We start from the raw sequence: 22,505 nt of genomic DNA on the forward strand, positions 1-22,505 counted from the left end.
ATGAGTTGTATATATGGCGTGGTTAATCCTCTTTCTCGCTGGTATTTGTGAAATCGCTTGGGCAATTGGCCTTAAGTACAGCGACGGTTTTAGCAAACCGCTGGCTTCTATCGCTACCTTATCAGCGCTGGTCATTAGTTTTGTGTTACTCGGGATCGCGTTGCGCACTCTGCCTCTTGGCGTGGCTTACGGCATTTGGGTGGGAATTGGCGCGGTTGGTACGGCAGTGATGAGCATTGTGCTATTTGGGGAAGCGTTGAGCTTGTTTAAACTCGCAAGCTTGGCGCTGATTGTTATCGGCATTGCAGGCTTAAAACTCGCTTCCTAGCATACTTCTTGTAACAACGAACAAGTTCAATTTAATCTGAGTAATAGCACGGTTACGTCCATAACCGTGCTATTTAATGTAAGAGTCCAACACTTTAAGTACCACTTCCAGATCGGCTTGACGTTGCTCTCTCTCTTCTTCTAGCACCACATGCTCCAGTAAATGACCTTTAATCACTTCTCGCATCAAACCATTGACTGCTCCACGGATGGCCGCGATCTGCTGTAGCACATCATGGCATTCGTGTTCTTCTTCCAGCATTTTTTTCAGGCCATTGACTTGGCCCTGTATCTTGCTGACTCGCGTGTTGAGCTTCTTTTGATCTCTGGTTGTGTGTGACATGGCAGTCTTCTCTAAGTTAGGCGGCTGGGCGATTCTAACCGATAATGTAGCACTTACTTTGTACTGGGGGGTAGTATTTGATACTGGGGGGGGAGTATAGTTTGCGTAAAATGATCAATCGCTAGAGAGAACAGCAATGGATTAAGTCGTATCACCACGACCATAGCACCATACTTATCGGCAATCTTGATCTGCGCTGTCGGTTTGTACATGGGCATACACGGATATACCTCATTACTGGGCTAAGCTCGCGGTAATGGCATATTATTTTCAGAATTATATAGGTAACACTCTCATGTTTTGGATCATGACTAAGTACGCATTGACCGCAGGAATGGTGGTTTTGATATCCGAAGTTGCGAAAAGAAGTGATAAAGTGGGAGCGCTGATTGCGGCGCTGCCTACGGTGACGATTCTGGCTTTGATTTGGATGTACATCGAAGGGCAAGGTCAGGAAAAGCTCGCCAATCATGCCTACTATACCTTCTGGTATGTACTGCCGACGTTGCCGATGTTTCTGATTTTCCCATTCTTATTAAATCGATACTCGTTTTGGCTGTCTTTAGGCATTTGTGCCGTTGTATCTATCCTCTGTTTTTTTGTCGTCGCGGCTATAGTCAGAGGGTTTGGTATAGCGCTTACCTAACAAAGTGATGGTGCATGTATTCTATTTCGCCAAGGGGCAAAGAGCCCCTTTTGTGTTTGATGGATCTATCTAGCCTGACTCGCTTCGTCATAAAAAGTGATGTTTACTGCGCCTGACAACAGAGCTGAGCGAATTGCAGCAGAACCTGTTTGGCGTGCTCGGTTTCGCGGACTTGAGCGCTTTTCACCGAGTACTCATCTTCAAACTCGTGTTTGAGGTTATTCAGTGACATCTGCATGATTGGCGGCGTGAACTCAGGATGAAACTGCACGCCCCAACAGGTGTTGCCGACACGGTAAGCGTGATGGGGTTCAAAGTCGCTATGAGCCAGAAGTACGGCGTTTTCAGGCAGCTTTAGCACCGATTGATAATGGACTGCGTGCGCGTCAAATTGCGCTGGCAGGTGGGCGAAAATGGCGTCGTCGTCCGCCGCAGGTTGCTTGGTGATTGGTACGGTGCCTATCTCCAAACCGTGTGGATGATAGCCGACTGCGCCACCGAGCGCCTGCGCGATCAACTGATGTCCAAAGCAGATCCCGAGCAGCGGAATTTTTCGCTCAACTAACTGGACAATTTCGTCTGACAAACGCAGCATCCATGGCGTTTTCTCGGAAGCCATCGCCAGCGAACCCATAATGATCACCCCCGCCAGTGAGTTGAAATCTGGTAGAGGACAAGAAACTCCGTCATGAAACTCAATGTGGATGTCGCGCTGATGTACACCTTGCTCGCGAATAGTGCGCAGTGCCCACTCTTCAAAATCTCCGAATTTTTCCAATTGAGCTTGTGGTGCCTGACCAACATTAACAATGAGTAGTGTTTTCATACGCTTCCTTACGACTGAGATTTGTGAGAGCTGACCGTATCAGTGCGGGTGTGCCTGCTGCATGGAGTCTTAATCTAGATAAATCCCCCAAGCTGTGCAATGGTTATTTGTTGGCAATTGGCTTATTCAATCGTGACGATTTAGCCGTTATGGCTGGCGTTTTTAGCCTGAAAAAAACAAGCAACAACAAAGCAAATAGAAAGCCAAAGTAAATAGAAAGCCAGCGAAGCGTGGTTCGCTGACTTTCTAGGTGAAGGGCGGCTACATATTACTGTAGTTTGGCCCGCCGCCACCTTCGGGTGGAACCCAAGTAATATTTTGCGATGGGTCTTTAATGTCGCAGGTTTTACAGTGCACGCAGTTTGCGGCGTTGATCTGAAACTGGCTTTCTCCATCCACTTGGACCACTTCATACACCCCGGCAGGGCAGTAGCGTTGGGCAGGCTCGGCAAATTTTTCCAAGTGTACCTGGATCGGAATCGATGCGTCGGCCAAGCGCAAATGGCACGGCTGATTCTCTTCATGTCGGGCACCGGAAAGGTAGACCGAAGAAGGTTTGTCAAAACTCAGCACGCCATCGGGTTTCGGGTAGGCGATGGGCTCACAATGGCTGATATCGAGCAAACGCAGGTGATCATGATGAGGCGCTTCCATCTCCCACGGAGCAGGGCGTTTGAAGAGCGGAACCCAAACATTTTGCTCAAAGCTGTTGATGACCCCGCCAGCCACATTGCCGTAGCGGTGGATGGTGGCGCAGAAGTTTTGCGCATTTTCCAGCTCGTGATACAGCCAAGAGGCGCGAAACAGGCTTTCGTAGTCCGGTTCGCTGTGGCGTTTGCCCGCTTGCACACAGTCAAATACCGCTTGAGCTGCCAACAGGCCTGATTTCATGGCGCTGTGGCAACCTTTGATCTTGGCAAAATTGAGCGTGCCGGCATCGCAACCAATCAGGAGCCCACCGGGGAACTGCTGTTTCGGTAGCGAGTAGAGTCCACCTTTGGCAATGGCCCGCGCACCATATGCAATGCGCTGTCCGCCAAGCAGATATTTGCTGATCGCCGGATGATGTTTGAGGCGCTGAAACTCATCAAACGGGCTTAGGTGCGGGTTGTGATAAGAGAGGTCGGTGATAAGGCCCACCGCAATCTGGTGGTTATCCAAGTGGTACAAAAAGCTGCCGCCAGTGGTATGGGTTTCATTCAACGGCCAGCCAAGCCCGTGTAGGACATTACCGGCTTGATAATGGGGATGATCGTCCGCCAGTTGCCAGATCTCTTTGATGCCGAGCGCGTAGTGCTGTGGCTGCTTATCTTTATCAAGCGCAAAGTGCTCAATTAAATCTTTGCCGAGATGACCGCGAGCGCCTTCGGCAAACAGAGTGTATTTGGCGTTTAGTGCGATGCCGGGTTCAAAATTGGCTTTTGGCTCGCCTTGCTTGTCTCGCCCCATGTCAGACGTGATGACGCCGATGACTGCACCGTTGTCATCGTAGTTGATCGCGGCGGCGGCAAAACCGGGGAAGATTTCCACCCCCAACCGTTCGGCTTGGCTAGCTAGCCAGCGGCAGAGCTCGGCCAAACTAATTACATAATTGCTACTGGCGTTATGCATGGTTTTGGGCGTGAGAAAATGAGGTAGGCGAATGTGATTATGTTCGGTTGCCAGATAGAGGAAATCGTCGCTTTTCACCGTCGTTTTCAGCGGGGCATCCATCTCCTGCCAATGCGGAAACAACTCGTCCAAAGCGGTGGTTTCAAACAGCGCGCCAGAGAGAATATGCGCGCCCACTTGCGATCCTTTCTCCACGACGCAGATACTCATATTGGTTTGATGTTGTTGGCTAAGCTGTGCCAACTTGCACGCAGCCGAGAGCCCGGCGGGGCCAGCACCGACAATCACTACATCAAACTCCATTGTTTCTCTTTCCATGTCGTCAACTCATCGTTACGTTTTCAGTCGTGCTTTAAATATAGTCCAGTTGACGTAAACGTAAACTAAACTAAGCTCAAAAGGTAATACAAACTAGGTGATCAAAACGGCATGGAATGTGTGAATAAACAGTAAGCTACTTATCAAGCTCCCCCAAAGCGCTTGAGTTGAACACACTAACGTGCAAGCAGTCGATTTTGATTCTACCGCATCCCCATTTGGTAAGGAGGCAATGTGAAAGTCTTAGTCGCGGTAAAACGTGTGATTGACGCTTACGTAAAGGTCAGAATTAAAAGTGATGGTTCGGGCGTAGAAACGAACAACGTCAAAATGTCGATGAATCCTTTTTGCGAAATCGCCGTGGAAGAGGCGATACGCCTGCGCGAAGCGGGTGTGGCAGAAGAAGTGGTGGTGGTTTCGTTGGGCGACGTCAGTTGCCAAGAGCAGCTACGTGCGGCCTTAGCGCTGGGAGCCGACCGCGCAATCCACGTTGAAACTGCCTGTGAACTTGAGCCGCTCAATGTGGCGAAGTTACTGCATGCCGTGATGAAAAATGAAGCGCCGGGGTTGGTGCTGCTTGGCAAGCAATCTATTGACAGCGATAACAACCAAGTTGCGCAAATGCTGGCGGCACTTGCGCGCCGACCTCAAGGAACGTTCGCCTCGAAAATCGAAATGCAAGGCGAGAGCGTATTGGTGACACGGGAAATCGATGGCGGTTTAGAAACCTTGAAGCTGCAATTGCCTGCGATTATCAGCACCGATTTACGTTTGAACGAGCCGCGATATGCCTCTTTGCCCAATATTATGAAAGCCAAACGTAAACCGCTGGATGTCACCACGCCGCAAGCACTTGGCGTATCGCTCAAAACACATCACCAAACGTTGCAACTGCAACCGCCACCACAGCGGCAAGCGGGAGTGATCCTGTCCAGCGTCACTGAGCTGGTGGATAAGCTCAAAAATGAAGCCAAAGTGCTGAGTTAAGCCCTGCATTCAAGGAGGAAAAAATGAACGACCAACCAGTATCGACATTAGTGATTGCAGAGCACAACCAGCATACCTTGGCGAGCGATACGCTGCGTACACTAAAGGCGGCGCAATCGCTTGGCGGTGAGGTAAGTGTGCTGGTTATGGGGCACGAATGTGAAGCTGTAGCGAACACGCTGCGTCAGTGTGATGGGGTAACGCAAGTTTTGCTTGCGCAGCACAGTGCTTATCAACATGCATTGGCTGAAAATGGTGCCGAGCTGATTGCAAAATTGGCCGCAGATTATTCTCACATCTTGGCTGCCGCGACCACCTTTGGCAAAAACCTGCTGCCTCGCGTAGCGGCGCTGCTGGATGTCGGACAGCTTTCCGACGTCATCGCCATTGAATCGAGTGATACGGTGATCCGCCCTGTCTATGCGGGCAATGTGCTGGCAAAAGTGCAGTCGCTCGATGCCATCAAAGTGATGACCATTCGCAGCTCGGCGTTCGATGCCGTCTCCGACTGTGGTGGCGATGCGCCTGTGGTTGCAATCAATCAGGTTATCCCCTCCGAGATTTCTGAATTTGTGCGGCAGGAGAAAGCTGAGAGTGTTCGCCCTGAGCTGGCCGCGGCTAAGGTGGTGGTTTCCGGTGGACGCGGTTTAGGCAGCAAAGCGCAGTTTGCGTTGGTTGAACAACTGGCCGATAAACTGGGTGCAGCGGTTGGCGCTTCACGCGCGGCGGTGGACGCTGGCTTTGTGTCGAATGACTTACAAGTCGGGCAAACGGGCAAAATCGTCGCGCCGCAGCTCTATATCGCGGTGGGTATTTCAGGGGCCATCCAACATTTGGCGGGCATGAAAGATTCCAAAGTGATTGTGGCGATCAACAGCGATGCCGATGCGCCCATTTTCCAAGTGGCCGACTATGGCTTAGTCGGGGATCTGTTTACCCTAGTGCCCGAGCTTATTGAGCAGTTGTAGTGCGTCTAATGCTGCTCATCACTGAATAGCCAAAAAGAAAGCCCGGTTGAATGATTTCACCGGGCTTTTTGTTACAGCTTTGCTGGGCAGTAGCAGCGCCTTATACGCTTGGCCGTTGTAGGTGCTGCGCTAACGCTTTGGTAAAGCGTGCCGCCTCACCACCAGTACACGCACGGTGGTCGAAGGTAATCGACAATGGCATCGCTTTGACCTCCACCGCTTTATCTTCCTTAATCACCACTTTTTCAATGATGCGGCCTGCACCGACGATCGCCACTTGTGGCAAAGAGACGACGGGCGTGGCGTAAATCCCCGCGATGGCGCCGAAGTTTGACAAGGTGATCGTGGCGTGTTGCAACTGTTCACGGCCAATTTTGCGCTGACGAATTCCTTTGACGGTGTCGTTGAGCCAAGTGCGGATCTCTCTGGGTTCAATATCGTCAGCATTGCGCAGCACCGGAACGTACAATCCATGTGCGCTGTCTACCGCGATGCCCACATTGACGGTGTGGTGCACGCAACGCGTCATGGTTGAGGCGTCAAACCAAGCATTGAGCGCCGGCTCTTGCTGGCAAGCGTACACCACCGCTTGGATGAGGCGCGTGGTGATGTCTTCATTCGGCCCCCAATCGGCAAGCACCGCTTCTTCAGTAATGGTGACGGCAGCAACATTGTGATGCGATTCCGTCATGGTGCCCACCATAGTGCGCCGCGCCCCTTTGAGCACTTCAGTGCCAGGGCGCTGTTTGCCCGCCTCATCGTAAACATCGGCATCGACAATCAAACCCGCCGGGCCGCTGCCTTGCACTTGGTTGATCTCTACGCCCAATTTTTGCGCCAGCAGACGCGCAGAGGGCATGGCACTGACTCGAGGCTCTGGCGATGCCCCTTGTTCACCACCAATCCAAAAGTCATCGACGTTGACTTGATGGGTAGTGTGGGAAACATGGCCGACGACCGTGGCGGCGTCTTGCTTTTGGCGTTCATTTTGCGCCACTGCCGTGGAGTTGGTTTCATCAATTTCCAGCAGCAAGCTGCCGATATTGACGATTTCCCCCTCTTCGCCGTGGCGACTGACGATGGTGCCTCCCCAAGGGGCGGGCACATCGACTGTGGCTTTAGCGGTTTCCACCGTGAGCACTATCTGATCGACTTTCACTACATCGCCGGGGCGAACGTGCCATTTGATGATTTCGGATTCGGCGAGGCCTTCGCCCAGGTCTGGTAAAATAAAGGATTTCATTTCCACCCCTCCACTAGCTCACGCGCGGCTTGCACGATGTCGGCTTCTTGGACCATAAAGTACTCTTCGTTGCGGTAATACGGCATCACCGTATCTAACCCGGTGACGCGCATCGGTGGCGCTTTGAGCATACACATGGCGCTTTCGGCGACTCGGGCGATGAGCTCTGCGCCCACGCCACCACTGCGACACGCTTCATGCACCACCAGTAGTCGTCCGGTTTTTTCCAACGAGCGCAAGATGGTGTTCATGTCGATTGGTTTGATAGAGGCCAGATCGATCACTTCCGCCTCAATGCCTTGAGCCGATAAGCTTCTTGCCGCTTGCAGTGATTCCACTACGCAAGCGCCCCACGTCACCAGCGTTAAGTCTCGCCCTTTGCGCAGGGTGAAACAGGTATCCAGTGGCAGCGCTTCGCCGTTGTCCACCACCTCGGATTTCACGGTGCGGTAGATGCGTTTGGGTTCGAAGAACATCACCGGATCGTTGCTTCTGATCGCCGCAAGCAGCAGGCCGTAGGCGCGTTGCGGCGAAGAGGGTATCAACACTTTAAAGCCGGGAATGTGCGCAAACAGCGCTTCGATACTTTCAGAATGATGTTCGGGCGCATGAATACCGCCACCAAATGGAGCGCGAAAAACCGCAGGGCAAGCAAGGCGACCCCGGGTGCGATTGCGCATTCTGGCTGCGTGACACATCAGGTGCTCCAGTGCCGGAAAGACAAATCCTTGAAACTGGAATTCGGCAACCGGGCGCAGCCCTTGGGTTGCCATTCCGACCGCCACACCGCCAATCAGAGCTTCCGCGAGAGGCGTGTCAATCACGCGTTTTAAGCCAAACTTCTGTTTAAGGCCGACGGTTGCGCGAAACACGCCACCGTTGTCGCCGACATCTTCCCCCAGTATCACTACTGATGGGTCGTGTTCCATTTCATGGTGCAACGCGAGGTTGACCGCTTCGACCAAGGTTATTTCAGCCATGTCTGCCTCCCTGCATACGCATTGCTTTATTGATTAACTGATCTCGCTGCGCGGTCAGCTCGGTCGGTAGAGACTCGTAGAGGTAGTCAAAGGCACTTTCCGGTGCTTGCGGCGTTAGGCTGAGGTAGCGCTCCACCGCCTGTTCGACAATCGCTTTGCTCTCTTCGAGCCAAGCGGCATCTTGCTCTTCGCTCCAAGCGCCTTGGGCGAGCAAAAAGGTTTTCAAGCGTTTAACTGGCTCATACTGCCAAGCTTGCTGCAAGTCATCGGCATTGCGGTAGCGGCTGGCATCATCGGCGGTGGTGTGATCACTCAAGCGATAGCTGACGGCTTCGATCAAGGTGGCTCCTTTGCCCTTGCGAGCTCTATCCAGAGCTGTTTTAACGGCATCATAAACAGCGACCACATCATTACCGTCGACGGTGATACCGGGAATGCCAGCGCCAATCGCTTTATCGGATAACTGACCTGCCGCGCACTGTAAATGGCGGGGGACAGAGATTGCCCACTGGTTGTTGTTGACCACGAAAACCAGTGGCAAGTGCCAAACCCCCGCGCAGTTGATCGATTCAAGAAAATCGCCTTTTGAGGTCGCACCGTCGCCACAGGTCACCAGAGCGGCGTGGTGTTCACCTGCAATTTTCAATGCAGACGCAACGCCAACCGCATGGGTGCATTGTGTGGCAATCGGCACACAAAATGGCAGATCATGGTTGCGCAGTTGGCTCTCGGTGGGAGTATAGTCGCTGCCGCGCTCATCACCGCCCCAATATTGCAGGTTTTTTTCCATACCGATGCCACGCACCCACATGGCAGGCATGTCGCGATAGTAAGGAATAAACACATCAGAAGGCAGTAAGGCATGGCCAACGGCGACCCCGAATGCTTCCGAGCCTAAGTGGGACGGATATGTCCCGAGCTTTCCGGTTCTTTGCAAGGCCACGGCTTTGTTGTCATAAGCGCGTGTCACCAGCATGTCGCGGTAGAACTGTGTCAAAAGTGGAATATCAGCCCAAGAGGGCAATGGAGCAACCAGCTCACCGGCGTGGTCGATAAATCTGCGCATGGGTAATGCCTGAACATTCATCTCACGTTCCTTTAATGCGTCGTTTCCACAAGAAACAACCAACAGAGTCCCATAACAAGCAACGTCACCGCTAAGTTTCATCTAGAGTTGATTCGCTGACAAAATGGCAAAGCCTGATATTGTGTCCTGCTAATACTCGATGCGTTAATTCATTTCCCTGCAATTAACACATTCTGTAGTGACGAATCTTGATGTTGCTGAGTTATTGTAAGTGTAATAAAAATGTTAAATCTTGCAGGCGATTGTTTTAGATTAAACAGTAAACCCAGCGTTACACCCTAGGCTTTTAGAGGAAAGTTCCAGTTTTTAACCAAGTGAGGCGAAGAAGTTGAATCTATTCACTAGGTTTGACGGTAAATAAGTGACAATCTTTGTGTAAAAAAGCGTGAAGAAGTGACAACAAGCGAAAGGAAAAAGGAGAAAAACAAAGCGCCCTTCCAAGCGAAAGGGCACTGGCTGAATCAAAAGGTTCGATTATTTGGCAAAGCTCATCAGGTGCGCTTTAACCGAATTAGAGGTGAACGCACTCTCCACACTGACTCGGTAAATCTCGAAATACTCTTGCTCAGTGAGGTCGAACGTTTCCATCACTTTACGCACTTCATCGCTCATGGTGGTGTTGGAAACTGTGCGGTTGTCGGTGTTGATCGTCACGGCAATGCCATCTTTATGGAAGGCTTTGATCGGGTGTTCACTCAAACTGTTTACGGCTTTGGTTTGCACGTTGCTGCTTGGGCAAGTTTCCAGTGCCACCGCTTCATCTTTCACCAATTGATAGGCTTGTGGATGGTTATGAATAAAAATGCCGTGGCCAACACGCTCGGCACCCAGTAGCGCGATCGCATCGTGAACGTTTTGCCCAGCGCCTTGTTCACCCGCGTGAATAGTGACGTGGTAACCAAGAGATTTGGCGTATTGTGCGTAGGGGATAAACTCGTGGCAGAAGCCAGGAAGTTCACTGCCGGCTAAGTCAAATGCCACAATACCGCTCTCTTCTTTGCTAATGTGTTTTGCGCCAGCCTCAAGCACTGCCTTGATTTGATCTTTCGGCATGGTACGTAAGATAGAGAGAATATAGTTGCCATGAATGTCGTACTGCGCTTCGGCGCGTTTCATGCCACGAACCACACTTTGCATGATTTCGTCCAGCGACAAACCTTTCACTTGATGCAGCAAGGGGCCAAATCGAACTTCCATGTATTTGACGTTTTCTTTCGCGGCATCTTCAAACAATTCGAACGAGATACGCTCCAAGGCTTGTGCGGTTTGCATTACCATGCCGGGCAGTTCAAAACGTTTCAGATACTCATCTAGGTTAGGGCAGGTTTCTGGGGCAATCATCATCTGCTGAATTTGCGCGATGTCGCGAGTTGGCAGGGTGAGGTTTTGCTCATCGGCCAAGTCGATGATCGTCTGCGGGCGTACGCTTCCGTCCAAGTGGCAGTGTAAATCGATCTTAGGCAGGTCAAAGTAATTCATGAGTCTTCTCTTTATAAAAATCCCGGGTATAAAGTTACAGACTTCATAATCAAGAGTTTAAGGCTCTTGGTAGAAACTCCCAAACCATATCATTAGGATTATATGAAGCATTGATCGAGGCAAAGTCTAGCACTGGATACTTCTATCAGCAATCGGCAACTTGGCCGATTTTGTATGCAAAGTTCTAATTTTTTGAAGGATTTATTCAGCGCTTATCTCTTGGATTTTGTTTGTCGCAAAGTAGAATGTGACGAAAAATTAGCATAGGTGACCAATCATGTTCCACGCACACGTTTACTATCCGTTAAATCGTCGCTCTGAGGCGGCTGAGTTGCACGAGAAAATTCGCCGCGAGCGTAAAGACGTTTTACAAATATTTCCTCTGGTTGATCGCTTAGTCGGACCACACAAGATGCCCATGTTTGAGCTGCACTTTTGTGATAACCAAAAGGGGCTGATTGAGTGGCTGGACACTCAGCGCGGTAGTTTTTCGGTCCTTATTCATCCGGTAAGTGAAGAGGAACTGCTCGATCATACCGAACGCGCACAGTGGCTCGGGACCAACCTTGGCATTTTTGAAGAGATATTCTAAGTGTGATCGCAAAATGCACATCTTTCTGCTTAGTCCCTTTCTAACTTGAGCTTTTGTGCTAAAACTTAATAAGTAGTGTATAAAACAGAGGCTTAGTAAATGGATTTATTTGCTGACCATCGTGCAGAAAATGGTAAAGCTGTCAGTGAGACGATTGATTTACAACGCAGCCATCAACCTTGGAAAGTGTTGCTCGTCGATGACGACCAGCAGATGCACCAGATAACGCGTCTTGCTTTATCTGGTTTTCAGTTTCAGGAGCGCAGTTTAGAACTAATTTCGGCTTATTCTGGCGTCGAAGCTCGGCGAATTTTGCAAGAACAGCAAGATATCGCGGTGGCGTTCGTTGACGTGGTCATGGAAACTGAGCACGCGGGCCTAGAGTTGGTGAGGTTTATCCGAGAAACCTTAGATAACCGCTTGATCCGTTTGGTGTTGCGAACCGGGCAAGCAGGGCAAGCACCGGAAGATGTGGTGATCAAAGAGTATGAAATTGATGACTACAAGGAGAAAACCGAGTTAACCACGCAAAAATTAAAGACAGTGCTCTATTCAATGCTGCGTTCTTATCGCGACTTGTGTTTAATTGAAGAGCAAAAACAAGGGCTTAGTCGTGTAATTCAGGCTTCTGCTTTTGTGCAAAATACCACCACCTTACAAACTTATGCCTCGTCGGTTTTAGCGCAGCTTACTTCATTACTAAAGCTGGAAAAATCGGCGCTCTATTGCATTGTCAAACCCGGTCCTCAAGGGGAAGAGTCGCGTGCTTTAACACTCGCTGCGACGGGATCCTACGTCGATTTCTGCGCTAAGTGTGAGTTTGATATGCTGCCAGACGTGGTAGCGGAGCGTTGCCAACAAGCTTTGCTCAGCAAGCAAACCATGAACTATGGCGATGCATTTGTGCTCTACAGCCATGATGAGCAGGGCGTCGATAGCCTGTTGTATGTCAATCTCAATAAGAACTTAGATGAGTTTGACTTACAGTTACTGGAACTGTACATGCAGAACATCGGGCTGACTTTTGAAAATCTCAACCTGATGCTCGATATTCGCGAAACCTCCAAAGAGTTGGTGTACAACTTGGCCAACGCGGTTGAGGCGAGAAGCCGCGAAACGGGAGCACATGTGCAGCGTGTTTCGCTGTTTGCGGAGAAATTAGCTCAGCTTTACGGCTTAAGCGAGTATGACAGTAGCATGATCAAACACGCTTCGCCGTTACATGACATTGGCAAAGTGGCGATTCCCGATGCGATTTTGCATAAACCAGGCAAGTTGGATGCAGATGAGTGGAGTGAGATGCAGCGTCATGTCGAGTACGGCGTTGAGATATTGAGCAAGTCTAAGCGACGTTTGATTTCTGTCGGCAGAGAAATTGCCGCCTCACACCATGAAAAATGGGATGGGTCGGGTTATCCCAACCGATTGAGTGGAGAGGCGATTCCGATTAGTGGGCGCATCGTCGCTTTGGCGGATGTGTTTGATGCGCTAGGTTCGAAACGCAGTTACAAAGAGCCGTGGAGTGACGACGATATTCTACAAGAGATCATCGCGCAAAAAGGCAAACACTTTGACCCCAAACTGGTTGAGCTTTTTCTTGATAACATCAGTGACTTTATCGCAATACGTAACAGTAATCCTGACTAGTCGCTCAACTATGAATCTCTACGCTTGGGCGATGTTGAGCGGCAGCTCCTTAGGCAAAGTGATGGTGAACTGCACCCCTTCGCCGGGGGCTGACGCAAAATGAAGGTCGCCTTTTAGCTTCTGCTTGATCAAGTTAAACGCCAAGTTTAGGCCCAAACCCGAGCCGCCTTTGCCCCGTTTACTGGTGAAAAAGGGCTCGAAAATCTTTTGATGCAACGATTCATCCACGCCACAGCCGTTGTCGCTGTAATGCAGAATGAGGTTTTCATCTTGCTGTTCCAGTCTGATCACAATGCTGGGTTGCGCTTGCTCGGCAAAGGCGTGATTGACGCTGTTTAAAATCAGATTTGAGACGATTTGGGTTAACACGCCCGGTAGGCTATTCATTTCCAATTGATCGTCACCTTCAAGTATGGGGGTGACGGGTACTTTTCGTGTTTCCGGATGTAAGCTGGCAATCAACGCAGATAACACTTGCTTGACGTTGAACTCGCTACGGCTCTCTGAAATTTGATCCACCGCCGTCTGTTTGAAATCGCGAACTAACTTGGCAGCGCGGTGCAGATTATTTTCCAACATCTCGCTGCTATCGGTCATTTGCTGCATCAATTGAGCAAACTGGGTGCTGGTCAGCGACTGATCAGAGAAGGCTTGATTCAGTTGACGCGTCGCATCGCGAATGATGGAGGAAGCCGTTACGGCGATTCCTAATGGCGTGTTGACTTCATGAGCCACACCAGCAACCAAACCGCCCAAAGCGGCCAGCTTTTCTGATTCCACCAAGTGTTCTTGAGTTTGTTGTAGCTGTTCCATGCTCTGCTTGAGATCTAAGGTGCGCAGCGCGACTTGATGTTCGAGATTCTGGTTGAGCGTTTGTAGCTCAACTTGTGTGCGCTTAAGATCGGTGATGTTGAGCGCAGTGCCACGAAATCCGACAAATTGCTCCTCTTCGTAAAGAGCGATCGCTTGAAAGTGGAAGTACAACGCCATGCTGTTGAGCGTGATGCACTCTTCGCAGCGAGAAAAATCCTGTTTTTTGAGCAAGCAACGCTTTAATTGATTGGCGTGGGAGAACGCTTCCAGCTCACTCAGCAACGGCTTGCGATCTTCGCTTAGGTTGAGTGCATTGAGCATCGCTTCAGAGCAAAAAGTTAAACGGCCGAGGTGATCGGTTTCCCACAGCCAATCGGATGACACATGAGTAAAGTCGGTAAAGCGCTCTTGCTCACGTTTGATGTTGCGATACAGCGTAGTCACGCTAGTCGTGATGCGGTTGGTCTCATCTCCCAGCCAATCGAGTTCATCTTCGCTTTCCATCGCCCAATCGGAGTGGACTAATGCCAAGGGTTCGGCGGGATGACGCGGATTGTAATTGCGCAGGTATTTGGCGATTTCAAAAATACGCCGATTTACACTCGTGTGGAACACCATCAAGATGATGGTGCAAACTAAGGTGGTTTTAATCGCGTTCATAGTCAGCGTCATTAAAAACTGCCGGATCAATTGCTGATGAATTTGCCCAGCATCTGATTCGACGTAAATGCTGCCAATGGTTTGCGACGTGCCATCCAGCGGGTTTTGATAAATAAGCGGAAAGCGGCTGCCAATCGCTCGCTGTTCGACCTTGTGCCCGGCACTAAACACATAATCGTCCGAACGAATCTCTAAGAAATCGATTTTGGGTAAGTTGACTAGGCCATCCAATCGCTCTTGCAGCAACACCATATCGAACGACCACAGCGAAGCCGATAACAAACCTGCGTGCACACTCTGTATTTCGTAATGTCGCTGTTCGACATCATTAAACTCTTTATCGTAATCCCAATAAAGTTGCAGCAATGTGGTAAACAAGGTGATCACGCCGCTGATGATGATCATGATCAGCACAATTCGCCGACCAATGCGGCTGAATAGCGGGTTATGAATGCTCTCTTCGTACTGCTGGACTTTGCTCATATTGATAGGTGGCTCCTGACACTTTGCTTTCAGTATAGATGCAAATGCGTTGAACCAATGTTGCCTACCCAGCAGATTTCATTGTTATTGATAATTTCAACTACACTGCAATAGAAAGAAACACTTTGGGTGAACATAATGAAAGCATTCGGAATACTGCTCATCTTGCTGTTTTCTATTTCATCACGCGCAGAACAAGTGTTGGTGATTGAGAGTTACCACGAGCAATACGAGTGGGATAAGAGTTATTTGCAGGGGCTGCGCAGTGAAGTAGCAGATAAAGCAGATATTGTCACGTTTGAAATGGACACTAAACGTTTGCCGAGAGAGCAATATCCGTTGATGGCGGAGAAAGCGTTTGCCACATATCAACAATTGAAGCCCAAGATCGTCGTGTTGGGTGACGACAACGCACTAAATTATATGCTGCCAAAACTCTACAATGAGCCTATTTCTCTCATCTTTCTTGGTATTAATATTAATCCGAGAAAACTGTTGGCGACTTACCATGGAAACGCACAGGTGACGGGTGTTCTTGAACTGCCATTGTTTGTCAAAAATATTGGTGAAATAAAACGTATGGTAGGAAAGCGCGATTTGAAAGTGTGGATATTATTTGACTCCGGTGTGACCTCTGAAATCGCTGCAAGTTATATTGACAGCCAGTATCAATTAATGAAAAAAAGTTTAGCGGTCGATGTGAAAATTCATCTGATTAGCGATTTTCAAGCTTGGCAGAGGACAGTGGGATCTGCGCAAAGCGAGGGGGTAGATGCCATTATTGTCGGTTTGTATCAAACCATCACCGATGCGACAACTGGCAGAAACACGCCATCCGAAGAGGTACTGGCCTGGACCAATCAACACACCCGCGTACCCTTATTTGGCTTTTGGGATTTTTCTGTCGGCAAAGGTAAAACGTCGGGTGGTGTGGTTCTATTTGGCGATGCGCAAGGCAAGCAGGTAGGACAAATCATCAATCAGATTCTATCCGGCATACCCGCCAATGCTATCCCTATCCAAATCGGCAATCAGGGTAGAGCTCTTTTTAGCGAGAGTGAAATGAAACGTTGGGGCTTGCAAGCGCCGTCGCATGCGGAGTGGGTGGAATGAGTTTGGCACTGATCTTTGAGGTGGTCCTGTTGGCGATCGCTTATTTGCTGACGTTCTTATTCTTGTTACCTAGCCAAATCCCTGATAACCATCCGTTTGACTTTAAAGGCCCACGCTTTCTTCTCACTAAGCCTTGGGAGAAAAGAGCTAATAAAGCGTGGCGCGCCTATTATGCGCAGGTATTGCAACCTTTTCTCGAGCAGAAAACTTTTTATGCGGTGAGTTGTTTTACGCTGTTTATCAGTTGGCACAACAGCATTTCGTGGTCGGTTTCATGGGAAAATGGTTTACCCATTATTTATCTCTTCTCGCAAGACATCAACTTGTATGACGTGAATCAGATTATCATTATTTCCGCGCTATTTTCCTTGCTATTAATGCGGCCATTTTGGAAAGTGTCATTATTGGCGGCTTATTATCTTTCTTCACTATTAATAAAGCGTCTCTCATTTAGCAAGCTCAAATTTACCTTGGTTGCTTTCTGTTTCTTGGCTTTAGCGAATTATGCGTTGACGGTGATTTTGTTTTACTTGCTGAATCACTATTATTCTATCAGTCACGGAATGTTATTGATGCCTGGGTTTATTTTGCTCTTTTCTTTGGTGCTTTGTTTGCCGACATCACGTTTTTCACGCCAATAATCTCGCTTCGATCAACGCGACTGGCTATTTCCGCTTCCCTGAGTTAGCATTGCCGACCTTTTTTATCAGCGACGGGAGGCACTATGTTTATTGGCTTTGATTATGGGACGGCAAATTGCTCGATTGCAGTGATGCAAGAGGGCGAGCCACAACTGCTCCCGCTTGAAGGACAAAGCTACTACATCCCGTCAACGCTATCGGCACCCAGTCGAGAATCGGTATCCGAGCACCTGTTTCGCCATCGCAACATTAAACCGTTTGATGCCATCGGCGAACAACTGCTGCGTCGTTCAATCAAGGAAAACCGCGAAGAGAGTATCGAGCTTCATGCGCAAGATGTCGCCTTCGGTCAAGCAGCGCTGGATCGCTATTTGGCCGATCCGCGTGATCTCTATTACGTAAAGTCACCGAAATCGTTTTTGGGTGCTTCCGGTTTGCATGATATCCAACTGAGTTTTTTCGAAGATTTGGTGTGCGCCATGATGGCCAACATTCGCCAAAACGGCGAGAGAAGTACGCAAACGGCAATTGAAAGTGCGGTCATTGGCCGTCCGGTTAACTTTCATGGCCGTGGCGGTGAAGTGGCGAATCGTCAGGCAGAAAACATCTTGCGCCGCGCAGCACAGCGGGCTGGGTTTAAACAGATAGAATTCCAGTTCGAGCCTGTTGCCGCCGGGTTGGAATATGAAGCGACTTTGACGCAAAATCAAACGGTGTTGGTGGTGGACATCGGCGGCGGGACCACCGATTGCTCATTGCTTGAAATGGGGCCGAAATGGCGAGGCCAGAAAGATCGCAGCGCCAGTTTGCTTGCCCATACCGGGCAGCGAGTGGGCGGAAACGATCTCGATATTCATCTGGCTTTTCGTCAGTTGATGACGCCATTTGGCTTTGGCAGTAAAGCGCTCAGTGGCATTGATATGCCGAGAACGCAGTTCTGGAATCCGATCGCGATTAACAATGTGCAAGCACAAAATGAGTTTTACTCGCGACAGAACTTAGCTGCGTTAAAAACACTGCATAAAGAAGCGCAAGAGCCAGAAAAGCTGGCGAGACTGCTGCAGGTTTACCATGAGACGCTGGGTTATCAAATAACGCGTCGCGCCGAAGAGGCGAAAATTGTGTTGTCGGAACAAGACAAATGTCGCCTGTCGCTCAATCTGCTATCGGAAACGCTTGAAGTGGAGATTGAACGTCAAGAGATGATTGCCGCGATTGAAGCACCGAAACTTAAAATGGTCGAATTGGTGCGTGAGGCGGTCGCGCAAGGTGGCAAACAGCCAGACGTTATCTTTATGACGGGCGGCTCTGCACGCTCTCCGGTGCTGCGAGAGGCCATCGAAAATGAGCTGCCGAATATTCCTTTAGTCAGCGGCAACTATTTCGGCTCGGTCACGGCGGGCCTCGCGCGCTGGGCGCAGGTGTGTTTTGCTTAACCAGCGAGCGCTTTGCCTAACAGGCTGCTGAGTAAATGGTGTAAAGGATCGCCTCTGAAGCCTTAGCGGCGCAGTTGGCGAGTTTGCTACGAAGGCGTACAATCGTTATCTCATTGAGTTGTCTGAGCACATCGTACGGGTTTGGTACCGTTTCATTGGAGAGATAAAATGCCTGAATGTCGCGTTAGCCGCAGTATCCACGTCGAAAAAAGTGTCGAGAAAACCATCGACTACATCAGCGATTTTACCACATGGACGAAATGGTCACCGTGGCTGATATTGGAGCCAAACAGCGAGGTGGTGTTCAGCACTTTTCAGCAGCAGCCGGGTGCTTACTACACTTGGAAAGGTAAACGTATTGGCCAAGGGCGAATGGAGCTGGCGCATCTTTACGACAACCAATTGGTGTACCGTCTCCACTTTCTCAAACCTTTTAAAAGTCATGCTGAAGTGCGTTTTAATGTCACGCCCTCGGGATCAGGTTGTAAAGTGGAATGGCAGTATCGCGGCCACCTGCCGTGGTATCTGTTTTTTCTCAAAAGCTTTATTCGTAACATGCTGCGTATGGACTATGACCGAGGCTTGCGTATGCTAAAAAGTGCGCTAGAAACCGGACGTGTTGACAGTAAAGTTCGAGAGCTGGGCGAACGAGTTCTGCCCGAAACCCACTATATTGGCGTTTGGGGTTCGGCAACGTTGGACGAAATTGCCACGCTGGCACAGCGCCATACGGATAACCTCAATGATTACGCGGCGCTACACAATATCAAAGCATGTGGCGAGCAGTTTACGCTCTATCAATCCATGTCAATGCGTAAACGGCGTTTCGATTTCGTTACCTGTTTGCCTGTTTCTGAACCGCTACCTGCAGCGGAGAAGTTTGTCGCCGGTACGATTCCCGCAGGCGTCACTTTTGCGGTGGAACATCAAGGCGAATATCAATTTCTAGGCAATGCTTGGGCCTTTGCTGCATCACTAACGCGTGCCAAGAAATTTAAAGTCACATCTCGTCCGCTAGGCATTGAAAAGTATCTCGATAATCCAAGTGAAGTCGCTCCAGACCAATTGCGTACGGAAGTGATGCTATTTAAAAAGGGCTAACATGAATACCTTTATGATTGAAACCGTGCTGCTGATTTTACTCGCGATGTTTGTCGTGCTGGTTGCGCTGCAATTGTGGTTTTGGCTTCGGCCCTATCTTTATGATCTGCTGCTGCCAGCCGACTTTCGTTTTACAGTGCGTAATCTGCTGGCGACGCTTAATCAGGTCAAACCAAGGGGGGAGATCCGTGCAGAGTACGCCGCGCAGCTTGGTGAACTCATGCAGCCCAATTTAGCGCAAAGGCAGAAAATCCTTGCCGCAACGCAGCTTTTTACTGAGGTCACGCAAAACCATCCCATTTCGTTGAACAGCCCAAAGGATCAAGCGATTGTTGAACAGAGTGCTCAGCAATTGCAGCATTTAGCACAGCAGATGAGCAAGCAACCTAAGCATCTCTGCCATGCGATTTCAGCCCATTTTTACTGCGCTGCTTGTGTATGGCTGTGCCAGTTGATCTTGGCGCAGACACCAGATAACGAGCAAGACAGGGGTATTTCAGCTTCTGAACAGTAAGTTGGGCGATCTCTTGTCTTAATTTCGAGACTTTATTTTATTAGGGATTGTGGTGCTGAAAAAATGCACTATAATCCCGGCTGATTTTTATAAGATGTCGCAAAAATCAGTTCCACTCTGACTCCCATGCCTACTCTAAGGCCACTTGCACAGGTGCGAACAAGGAAGCCATTTTCAGACGTCTTGATCAACAGATATAACAAGTTTGCTTGTTTGGTATATTTGCCTTGATTGAGGTTTTTCGTGTTATTCGCAGTATCTAATCCGTTTGTTAAAAAAGTGAAGTCATCGGTTTTGTTTGGCTTATTGTCGATGACTTGTGCTCTTCCTGCTGCCCACGCAGCGATTGAAACACTCTCGCTGACACCAGAACAGAACTGGATGCCAACCACCGACCTCAGCCTGCCAAGACAGATGAAAACCGGTACGTTGGAAAACCATATTCGTTACGTACTGATGCCGTCACGTCGCAGTAAAGATGCGGTTGCTATTCGCCTTGGGATGGGAAAAGAGCGCCGCGCGCAACGTTTGTACAGCAAGCAAGCGCTATTGAGTGAGCAACCGCTGGCGGATGCGCTGCGTGAAGTACTAGAACAAGCGGGCAGTAATCAAACCCTAGTAACTGGTGATCAGGAAGAGGTTACGCTGATTCTGGTTGGCGATTTTACAACACGTGACGCTGAAGATGCGATTGATCGTGTTTTTACCGATGTCAAACTGGTGAAGAAATCTCAGCCTTCGGCCACGCAGCTTGCAGCTGCGCAGCCAGAGAGTGTGGAGCAAACACCGCGCATTTTGGTTGCAACGCGTACATCGACCGACGCACTGTTTGATTTGGATGAAGACAGCAAAATGAGCCGTAAGGAATCGCTGTCGCGCCAATTGGCAAATCAGGTACTGGCCAAACGGATTGAAAATGCGCTCGTGACTGATGCCGAGCAAGAAAAGGTTGCGGTGTCAGTCGAGGAAGAAAAAGCGGCGGGGCGTTTATCAACTAAAGCGTTAATTGAGTTTGCTCAGCAACCGGATTGGATGCAAGCCAAAGATATCATCGCGAAAGTGATCGATTACACGAAAAATGGCACCATCAGTGCGCAGGAATTCAGTGACCAAGTGCAGCAAATGCATCAGCGTTTAAAAGCAAACTTGCAGCAGGATATCAGCGAGCAAGCGGATGAGATTGCGCTTGCGGTGCATCGTAAACAGGTTTATCTCCAGCCTTCGGATGAGTTACGTCTGTTTGAATTTCACGTTGCCCACATGAGCGAAGCGGATCTCAACCAGTCGGTGATTCAAATTTGGTCTTCCGACATCGCAACCATGGTGCAACCAGCCGTAAGCAACTGATTGATCACTTTCGCTCATCCAACATCAAACACCGCTCTCTGGCTTTAGACGAGCGGTGTTTTTTCAAGACAGCGGCGACACAAACAGCTCTTGCCTTGTAACTCTGTGGCGATCTCTCTTTCTTCTAAATCGAAACACCAACAGGTCGATTTGCCCGCGCTGATGTCACAATGGCTTGGTTGGCGGCAACTTGGACATTGATGGGGGGCCTCTTGGCCTGCAAGTTGTGACAAAACGTGCTCTCTTTGCTGATCGCTGCTGGATGCCCAATTGACAATCTCCGCCATGGTGCGATGGCAGCCTTGGCAAATCCCGCCATTATTTTTGCATGCTCCGATACACGCTGATTTCATCTTCTGTTTTTCACCTTGGTTACAAAGGGGCACAATGATAGTCTTTGTTGTTTGGCAAAGACAGGATAAAAACGCGATGGTGGAAAAAGAGAACTTACTAAAATTGGCGCGTATGCCGATGCCCTATGGCAAATATGCCGGGCGAATGTTGATCGATCTACCGGAAGCTTATTTGCTCTGGTTTGCGAACAAAGGATTTCCAGAAGGGGAACTAGGCCAACTGCTGCAGCTTTGCTTGGCGTTAAAAATCGAAGGGCTAGACTCGGTGGTAAAGCCGTTGAAGCGGGATAACCGAGCACGATAGCAGTGCCCTAAAGTTTACTAATCTTGTCTTAAGATGTTGCTAACCAACTTGGTTATATAATGGTTTTCTAGAGTTTTACCAATCAAGAGCTGGTGATTCAGCAAGCCAAGTAAAAGAGTAAATAGCATCTCGTCGAGCTCTTTGGAGACATAGTGGCTGAGCATGGCGAGATATTTCTGATTGGCAAGCTTCATACAATCATCGTCGGCAATGTGCTCTTGCCCGATAACATCAATGTAATCGGAGACCAGTTTAAGTTCTTGAAAATATCTTGGCGCGATTTGCTGCATGATTAGCAGGAAGTTTTCGACTCGTTGTGCTGGCGTGGCCTGCTCAGCTGAAGGTCGATGAGCGATGGCATCGCTATCAAAGTTGACAATCGCTTCAGTGGCAGCGCGAAACAGCTCATCCTTACTTTTGTAATAGTAATAGAGCGCGCTTTTGCTCATGCCCAGTTGGTCGCAGAGCTGGCGCATACCGATATTCTTGTAGCCATGAATGAGAAATAGTTCAGCGGATCTTAACGCGATCTCTTCTCTGCGCTGCTCATGGTCAATGATCTTGGGCATCTCTGTTCCTTGCTTGTTTACTTTTCTTCACCATTGCTGTCGAGCAGTATAACACAGCGATTTTTATTTAGACCACATGGTCAAAAATGACTTTACCTTGTATGAAAAACCTTCTAA

At 49.4% G+C, this 22,505-nt stretch carries 23 protein-coding genes and 1 riboswitch; of the genes, 13 read left to right on the forward strand and 10 right to left on the reverse strand.

What is annotated here, in order from left to right:
• The first annotated feature begins 13 nt into the window (after positions 1–13).
• Positions 14–328 carry a DMT family transporter gene (locus EWA64_RS18040; protein WP_061895929.1) on the forward strand — a complete coding sequence of 105 codons (315 nt, stop codon included), beginning with the start codon at positions 14–16 and terminating at the stop codon, positions 326–328.
• 69 nt (positions 329–397) lie between these two features.
• On the opposite strand, the gene rcnR is transcribed toward EWA64_RS18040, so the two are convergent.
• On the reverse strand, positions 398–670 hold the full coding sequence (gene rcnR / locus EWA64_RS18045) for a Ni(II)/Co(II)-binding transcriptional repressor RcnR (RefSeq protein WP_061895928.1): 273 nt from the start codon (positions 668–670) through the stop codon (positions 398–400).
• Positions 671–965: 295 nt separating this feature from the next.
• Between rcnR and EWA64_RS18050 the strand changes: the two genes are divergently transcribed.
• Positions 966–1,316, forward strand: a complete 351-nt coding sequence (locus EWA64_RS18050) for a DUF3147 family protein (RefSeq protein ID WP_061895927.1) — start codon at positions 966–968, stop codon at positions 1,314–1,316.
• A gap of 103 nt (positions 1,317–1,419) precedes the next feature.
• Here EWA64_RS18050 and EWA64_RS18055 read toward each other — a convergent pair whose 3' ends face one another.
• Positions 1,420–2,142 carry a glutamine amidotransferase gene (locus EWA64_RS18055; protein WP_061895926.1) on the reverse strand — a complete coding sequence of 241 codons (723 nt, stop codon included), beginning with the start codon at positions 2,140–2,142 and terminating at the stop codon, positions 1,420–1,422.
• 261 nt (positions 2,143–2,403) lie between these two features.
• Positions 2,404–4,071: an electron transfer flavoprotein-ubiquinone oxidoreductase gene (locus EWA64_RS18060; RefSeq protein ID WP_061895925.1), complete on the reverse strand. Its 1,668-nt coding sequence runs from the start codon at positions 4,069–4,071 to the stop codon at positions 2,404–2,406.
• A 234-nt stretch (positions 4,072–4,305) separates the two neighbouring features.
• On the opposite strand from EWA64_RS18060, the gene EWA64_RS18065 reads away from it, so the two are divergent.
• Together EWA64_RS18065 and EWA64_RS18070 are read left to right on the forward strand one after the other, a co-directional pair.
• Positions 4,306–5,058, forward strand: coding sequence for an electron transfer flavoprotein subunit beta/FixA family protein (locus tag EWA64_RS18065; protein WP_061895924.1), 753 nt, complete (start codon positions 4,306–4,308; stop codon positions 5,056–5,058).
• Between the two features lie 23 nt (positions 5,059–5,081).
• Positions 5,082–6,026 (forward strand): electron transfer flavoprotein subunit alpha/FixB family protein, encoded by a 945-nt coding sequence (locus EWA64_RS18070; RefSeq protein WP_061895923.1) that lies wholly within the window; start codon positions 5,082–5,084, stop codon positions 6,024–6,026.
• A gap of 100 nt (positions 6,027–6,126) precedes the next feature.
• Here EWA64_RS18070 and EWA64_RS18075 read toward each other — a convergent pair whose 3' ends face one another.
• The 4 genes from EWA64_RS18075 to add all read right to left on the reverse strand — a co-directional run bounded on the left by EWA64_RS18075 (position 6,127) and on the right by add (position 10,815).
• Entirely contained in the window at positions 6,127–7,269 is a 1,143-nt protein-coding gene (locus EWA64_RS18075; RefSeq protein WP_061895922.1) for a dihydrolipoamide acetyltransferase family protein, read from the reverse strand.
• A complete protein-coding gene (locus EWA64_RS18080) occupies positions 7,266–8,249 on the reverse strand; it encodes an alpha-ketoacid dehydrogenase subunit beta (protein WP_061895921.1) in 984 nt (327 codons plus the stop codon). The genes EWA64_RS18075 and EWA64_RS18080 overlap by 4 nt, the downstream gene beginning before the upstream one ends.
• Positions 8,242–9,336: a pyruvate dehydrogenase (acetyl-transferring) E1 component subunit alpha gene (gene pdhA, locus EWA64_RS18085; protein WP_061895920.1), complete on the reverse strand. Its 1,095-nt coding sequence runs from the start codon at positions 9,334–9,336 to the stop codon at positions 8,242–8,244. Before pdhA ends, EWA64_RS18080 begins: the two co-directional genes overlap by 8 nt.
• Before the next feature lie 474 nt (positions 9,337–9,810).
• Positions 9,811–10,815, reverse strand: a complete 1,005-nt coding sequence (gene add, locus EWA64_RS18090) for an adenosine deaminase (RefSeq protein ID WP_061895919.1) — start codon at positions 10,813–10,815, stop codon at positions 9,811–9,813.
• Between the two features lie 26 nt (positions 10,816–10,841).
• Positions 10,842–10,941, reverse strand: a riboswitch (purine riboswitch).
• Positions 10,942–11,092: 151 nt separating this feature from the next.
• On the opposite strand from add, the gene EWA64_RS18095 reads away from it, so the two are divergent.
• Both EWA64_RS18095 and EWA64_RS18100 read left to right on the forward strand, forming a co-directional pair.
• Positions 11,093–11,407 (forward strand): DOPA 4,5-dioxygenase family protein, encoded by a 315-nt coding sequence (locus EWA64_RS18095; protein ID WP_061895918.1) that lies wholly within the window; start codon positions 11,093–11,095, stop codon positions 11,405–11,407.
• A gap of 99 nt (positions 11,408–11,506) precedes the next feature.
• Positions 11,507–13,054 (forward strand): DUF3369 domain-containing protein, encoded by a 1,548-nt coding sequence (locus EWA64_RS18100; RefSeq protein ID WP_061895917.1) that lies wholly within the window; start codon positions 11,507–11,509, stop codon positions 13,052–13,054.
• An 18-nt stretch (positions 13,055–13,072) separates the two neighbouring features.
• On the opposite strand, the gene EWA64_RS18105 is transcribed toward EWA64_RS18100, so the two are convergent.
• A complete protein-coding gene (locus tag EWA64_RS18105; protein ID WP_061895916.1) occupies positions 13,073–15,010 on the reverse strand; it encodes a PAS domain-containing sensor histidine kinase in 1,938 nt (645 codons plus the stop codon).
• 138 nt (positions 15,011–15,148) lie between these two features.
• Between EWA64_RS18105 and EWA64_RS18110 the strand changes: the two genes are divergently transcribed.
• The 6 genes from EWA64_RS18110 to EWA64_RS18135 all read left to right on the forward strand — a co-directional run bounded on the left by EWA64_RS18110 (position 15,149) and on the right by EWA64_RS18135 (position 21,162).
• The gene (locus EWA64_RS18110) at positions 15,149–16,123 is read left to right on the forward strand and encodes an ABC transporter substrate-binding protein (RefSeq protein WP_061895915.1); all 975 of its coding nucleotides are present in this window, start codon (positions 15,149–15,151) and stop codon (positions 16,121–16,123) included.
• The gene (locus tag EWA64_RS18115) at positions 16,120–16,764 is read left to right on the forward strand and encodes a hypothetical protein (RefSeq protein WP_061895914.1); all 645 of its coding nucleotides are present in this window, start codon (positions 16,120–16,122) and stop codon (positions 16,762–16,764) included. Before EWA64_RS18110 ends, EWA64_RS18115 begins: the two co-directional genes overlap by 4 nt.
• 83 nt (positions 16,765–16,847) lie before the next feature.
• Positions 16,848–18,200: a molecular chaperone gene (gene yegD, locus EWA64_RS18120; RefSeq protein WP_061895913.1), complete on the forward strand. Its 1,353-nt coding sequence runs from the start codon at positions 16,848–16,850 to the stop codon at positions 18,198–18,200.
• Positions 18,201–18,368: 168 nt separating this feature from the next.
• Positions 18,369–19,301: an SRPBCC family protein gene (locus EWA64_RS18125; protein WP_061895912.1), complete on the forward strand. Its 933-nt coding sequence runs from the start codon at positions 18,369–18,371 to the stop codon at positions 19,299–19,301.
• Between the two features lies 1 nt (position 19,302).
• Positions 19,303–19,815, forward strand: a complete 513-nt coding sequence (locus tag EWA64_RS18130; protein ID WP_061895911.1) for a hypothetical protein — start codon at positions 19,303–19,305, stop codon at positions 19,813–19,815.
• Positions 19,816–20,058: 243 nt separating this feature from the next.
• On the forward strand, positions 20,059–21,162 hold the full coding sequence (locus tag EWA64_RS18135; protein WP_061895910.1) for a SurA N-terminal domain-containing protein: 1,104 nt from the start codon (positions 20,059–20,061) through the stop codon (positions 21,160–21,162).
• A gap of 44 nt (positions 21,163–21,206) precedes the next feature.
• Here EWA64_RS18135 and EWA64_RS18140 read toward each other — a convergent pair whose 3' ends face one another.
• Positions 21,207–21,515, reverse strand: a complete 309-nt coding sequence (locus EWA64_RS18140) for a cysteine-rich CWC family protein (protein WP_061895909.1) — start codon at positions 21,513–21,515, stop codon at positions 21,207–21,209.
• 76 nt (positions 21,516–21,591) lie between these two features.
• Here EWA64_RS18140 and EWA64_RS18145 point away from each other — a divergent pair, with 76 nt between their 5' ends.
• The gene (locus tag EWA64_RS18145; RefSeq protein ID WP_061896003.1) at positions 21,592–21,819 is read left to right on the forward strand and encodes a DUF3820 family protein; all 228 of its coding nucleotides are present in this window, start codon (positions 21,592–21,594) and stop codon (positions 21,817–21,819) included.
• A gap of 17 nt (positions 21,820–21,836) precedes the next feature.
• Here EWA64_RS18145 and EWA64_RS18150 read toward each other — a convergent pair whose 3' ends face one another.
• Positions 21,837–22,388 (reverse strand): TetR/AcrR family transcriptional regulator, encoded by a 552-nt coding sequence (locus tag EWA64_RS18150; RefSeq protein WP_061895908.1) that lies wholly within the window; start codon positions 22,386–22,388, stop codon positions 21,837–21,839.
• Between the last annotated feature and the right edge of the window lie 117 nt (positions 22,389–22,505).

This window comes from Vibrio cidicii, from assembly GCF_009665415.1.
Classification (GTDB): domain Bacteria; phylum Pseudomonadota; class Gammaproteobacteria; order Enterobacterales; family Vibrionaceae; genus Vibrio; species Vibrio cidicii.

Excerpts from the sequence above, each read along its gene's own strand:
- EWA64_RS18040 (WP_061895929.1), top strand. The coding sequence starts at position 14 with ATGGCGTGGTTAATCCTCTTTCTCGCTGGTATTTGTGAAATCGCTTGG.
- rcnR (WP_061895928.1), bottom strand. The coding sequence starts at position 670 with ATGTCACACACAACCAGAGATCAAAAGAAGCTCAACACGCGAGTCAGC.
- EWA64_RS18050 (WP_061895927.1), top strand. The coding sequence starts at position 966 with ATGTTTTGGATCATGACTAAGTACGCATTGACCGCAGGAATGGTGGTT.
- EWA64_RS18055 (WP_061895926.1), bottom strand. The coding sequence starts at position 2,142 with ATGAAAACACTACTCATTGTTAATGTTGGTCAGGCACCACAAGCTCAA.
- EWA64_RS18060 (WP_061895925.1), bottom strand. The coding sequence starts at position 4,071 with ATGGAAAGAGAAACAATGGAGTTTGATGTAGTGATTGTCGGTGCTGGC.
- EWA64_RS18070 (WP_061895923.1), top strand. The coding sequence starts at position 5,082 with ATGAACGACCAACCAGTATCGACATTAGTGATTGCAGAGCACAACCAG.
- EWA64_RS18075 (WP_061895922.1), bottom strand. The coding sequence starts at position 7,269 with ATGAAATCCTTTATTTTACCAGACCTGGGCGAAGGCCTCGCCGAATCC.
- EWA64_RS18080 (WP_061895921.1), bottom strand. The coding sequence starts at position 8,249 with ATGGCTGAAATAACCTTGGTCGAAGCGGTCAACCTCGCGTTGCACCAT.
- pdhA (WP_061895920.1), bottom strand. The coding sequence starts at position 9,336 with ATGAATGTTCAGGCATTACCCATGCGCAGATTTATCGACCACGCCGGT.
- add (WP_061895919.1), bottom strand. The coding sequence starts at position 10,815 with ATGAATTACTTTGACCTGCCTAAGATCGATTTACACTGCCACTTGGAC.
- EWA64_RS18095 (WP_061895918.1), top strand. The coding sequence starts at position 11,093 with ATGTTCCACGCACACGTTTACTATCCGTTAAATCGTCGCTCTGAGGCG.
- EWA64_RS18100 (WP_061895917.1), top strand. The coding sequence starts at position 11,507 with ATGGATTTATTTGCTGACCATCGTGCAGAAAATGGTAAAGCTGTCAGT.
- EWA64_RS18105 (WP_061895916.1), bottom strand. The coding sequence starts at position 15,010 with ATGAGCAAAGTCCAGCAGTACGAAGAGAGCATTCATAACCCGCTATTC.
- EWA64_RS18110 (WP_061895915.1), top strand. The coding sequence starts at position 15,149 with ATGAAAGCATTCGGAATACTGCTCATCTTGCTGTTTTCTATTTCATCA.
- EWA64_RS18115 (WP_061895914.1), top strand. The coding sequence starts at position 16,120 with ATGAGTTTGGCACTGATCTTTGAGGTGGTCCTGTTGGCGATCGCTTAT.
- yegD (WP_061895913.1), top strand. The coding sequence starts at position 16,848 with ATGTTTATTGGCTTTGATTATGGGACGGCAAATTGCTCGATTGCAGTG.
- EWA64_RS18125 (WP_061895912.1), top strand. The coding sequence starts at position 18,369 with ATGCCTGAATGTCGCGTTAGCCGCAGTATCCACGTCGAAAAAAGTGTC.
- EWA64_RS18130 (WP_061895911.1), top strand. The coding sequence starts at position 19,303 with ATGAATACCTTTATGATTGAAACCGTGCTGCTGATTTTACTCGCGATG.
- EWA64_RS18140 (WP_061895909.1), bottom strand. The coding sequence starts at position 21,515 with ATGAAATCAGCGTGTATCGGAGCATGCAAAAATAATGGCGGGATTTGC.
- EWA64_RS18145 (WP_061896003.1), top strand. The coding sequence starts at position 21,592 with ATGGTGGAAAAAGAGAACTTACTAAAATTGGCGCGTATGCCGATGCCC.
- EWA64_RS18150 (WP_061895908.1), bottom strand. The coding sequence starts at position 22,388 with ATGCCCAAGATCATTGACCATGAGCAGCGCAGAGAAGAGATCGCGTTA.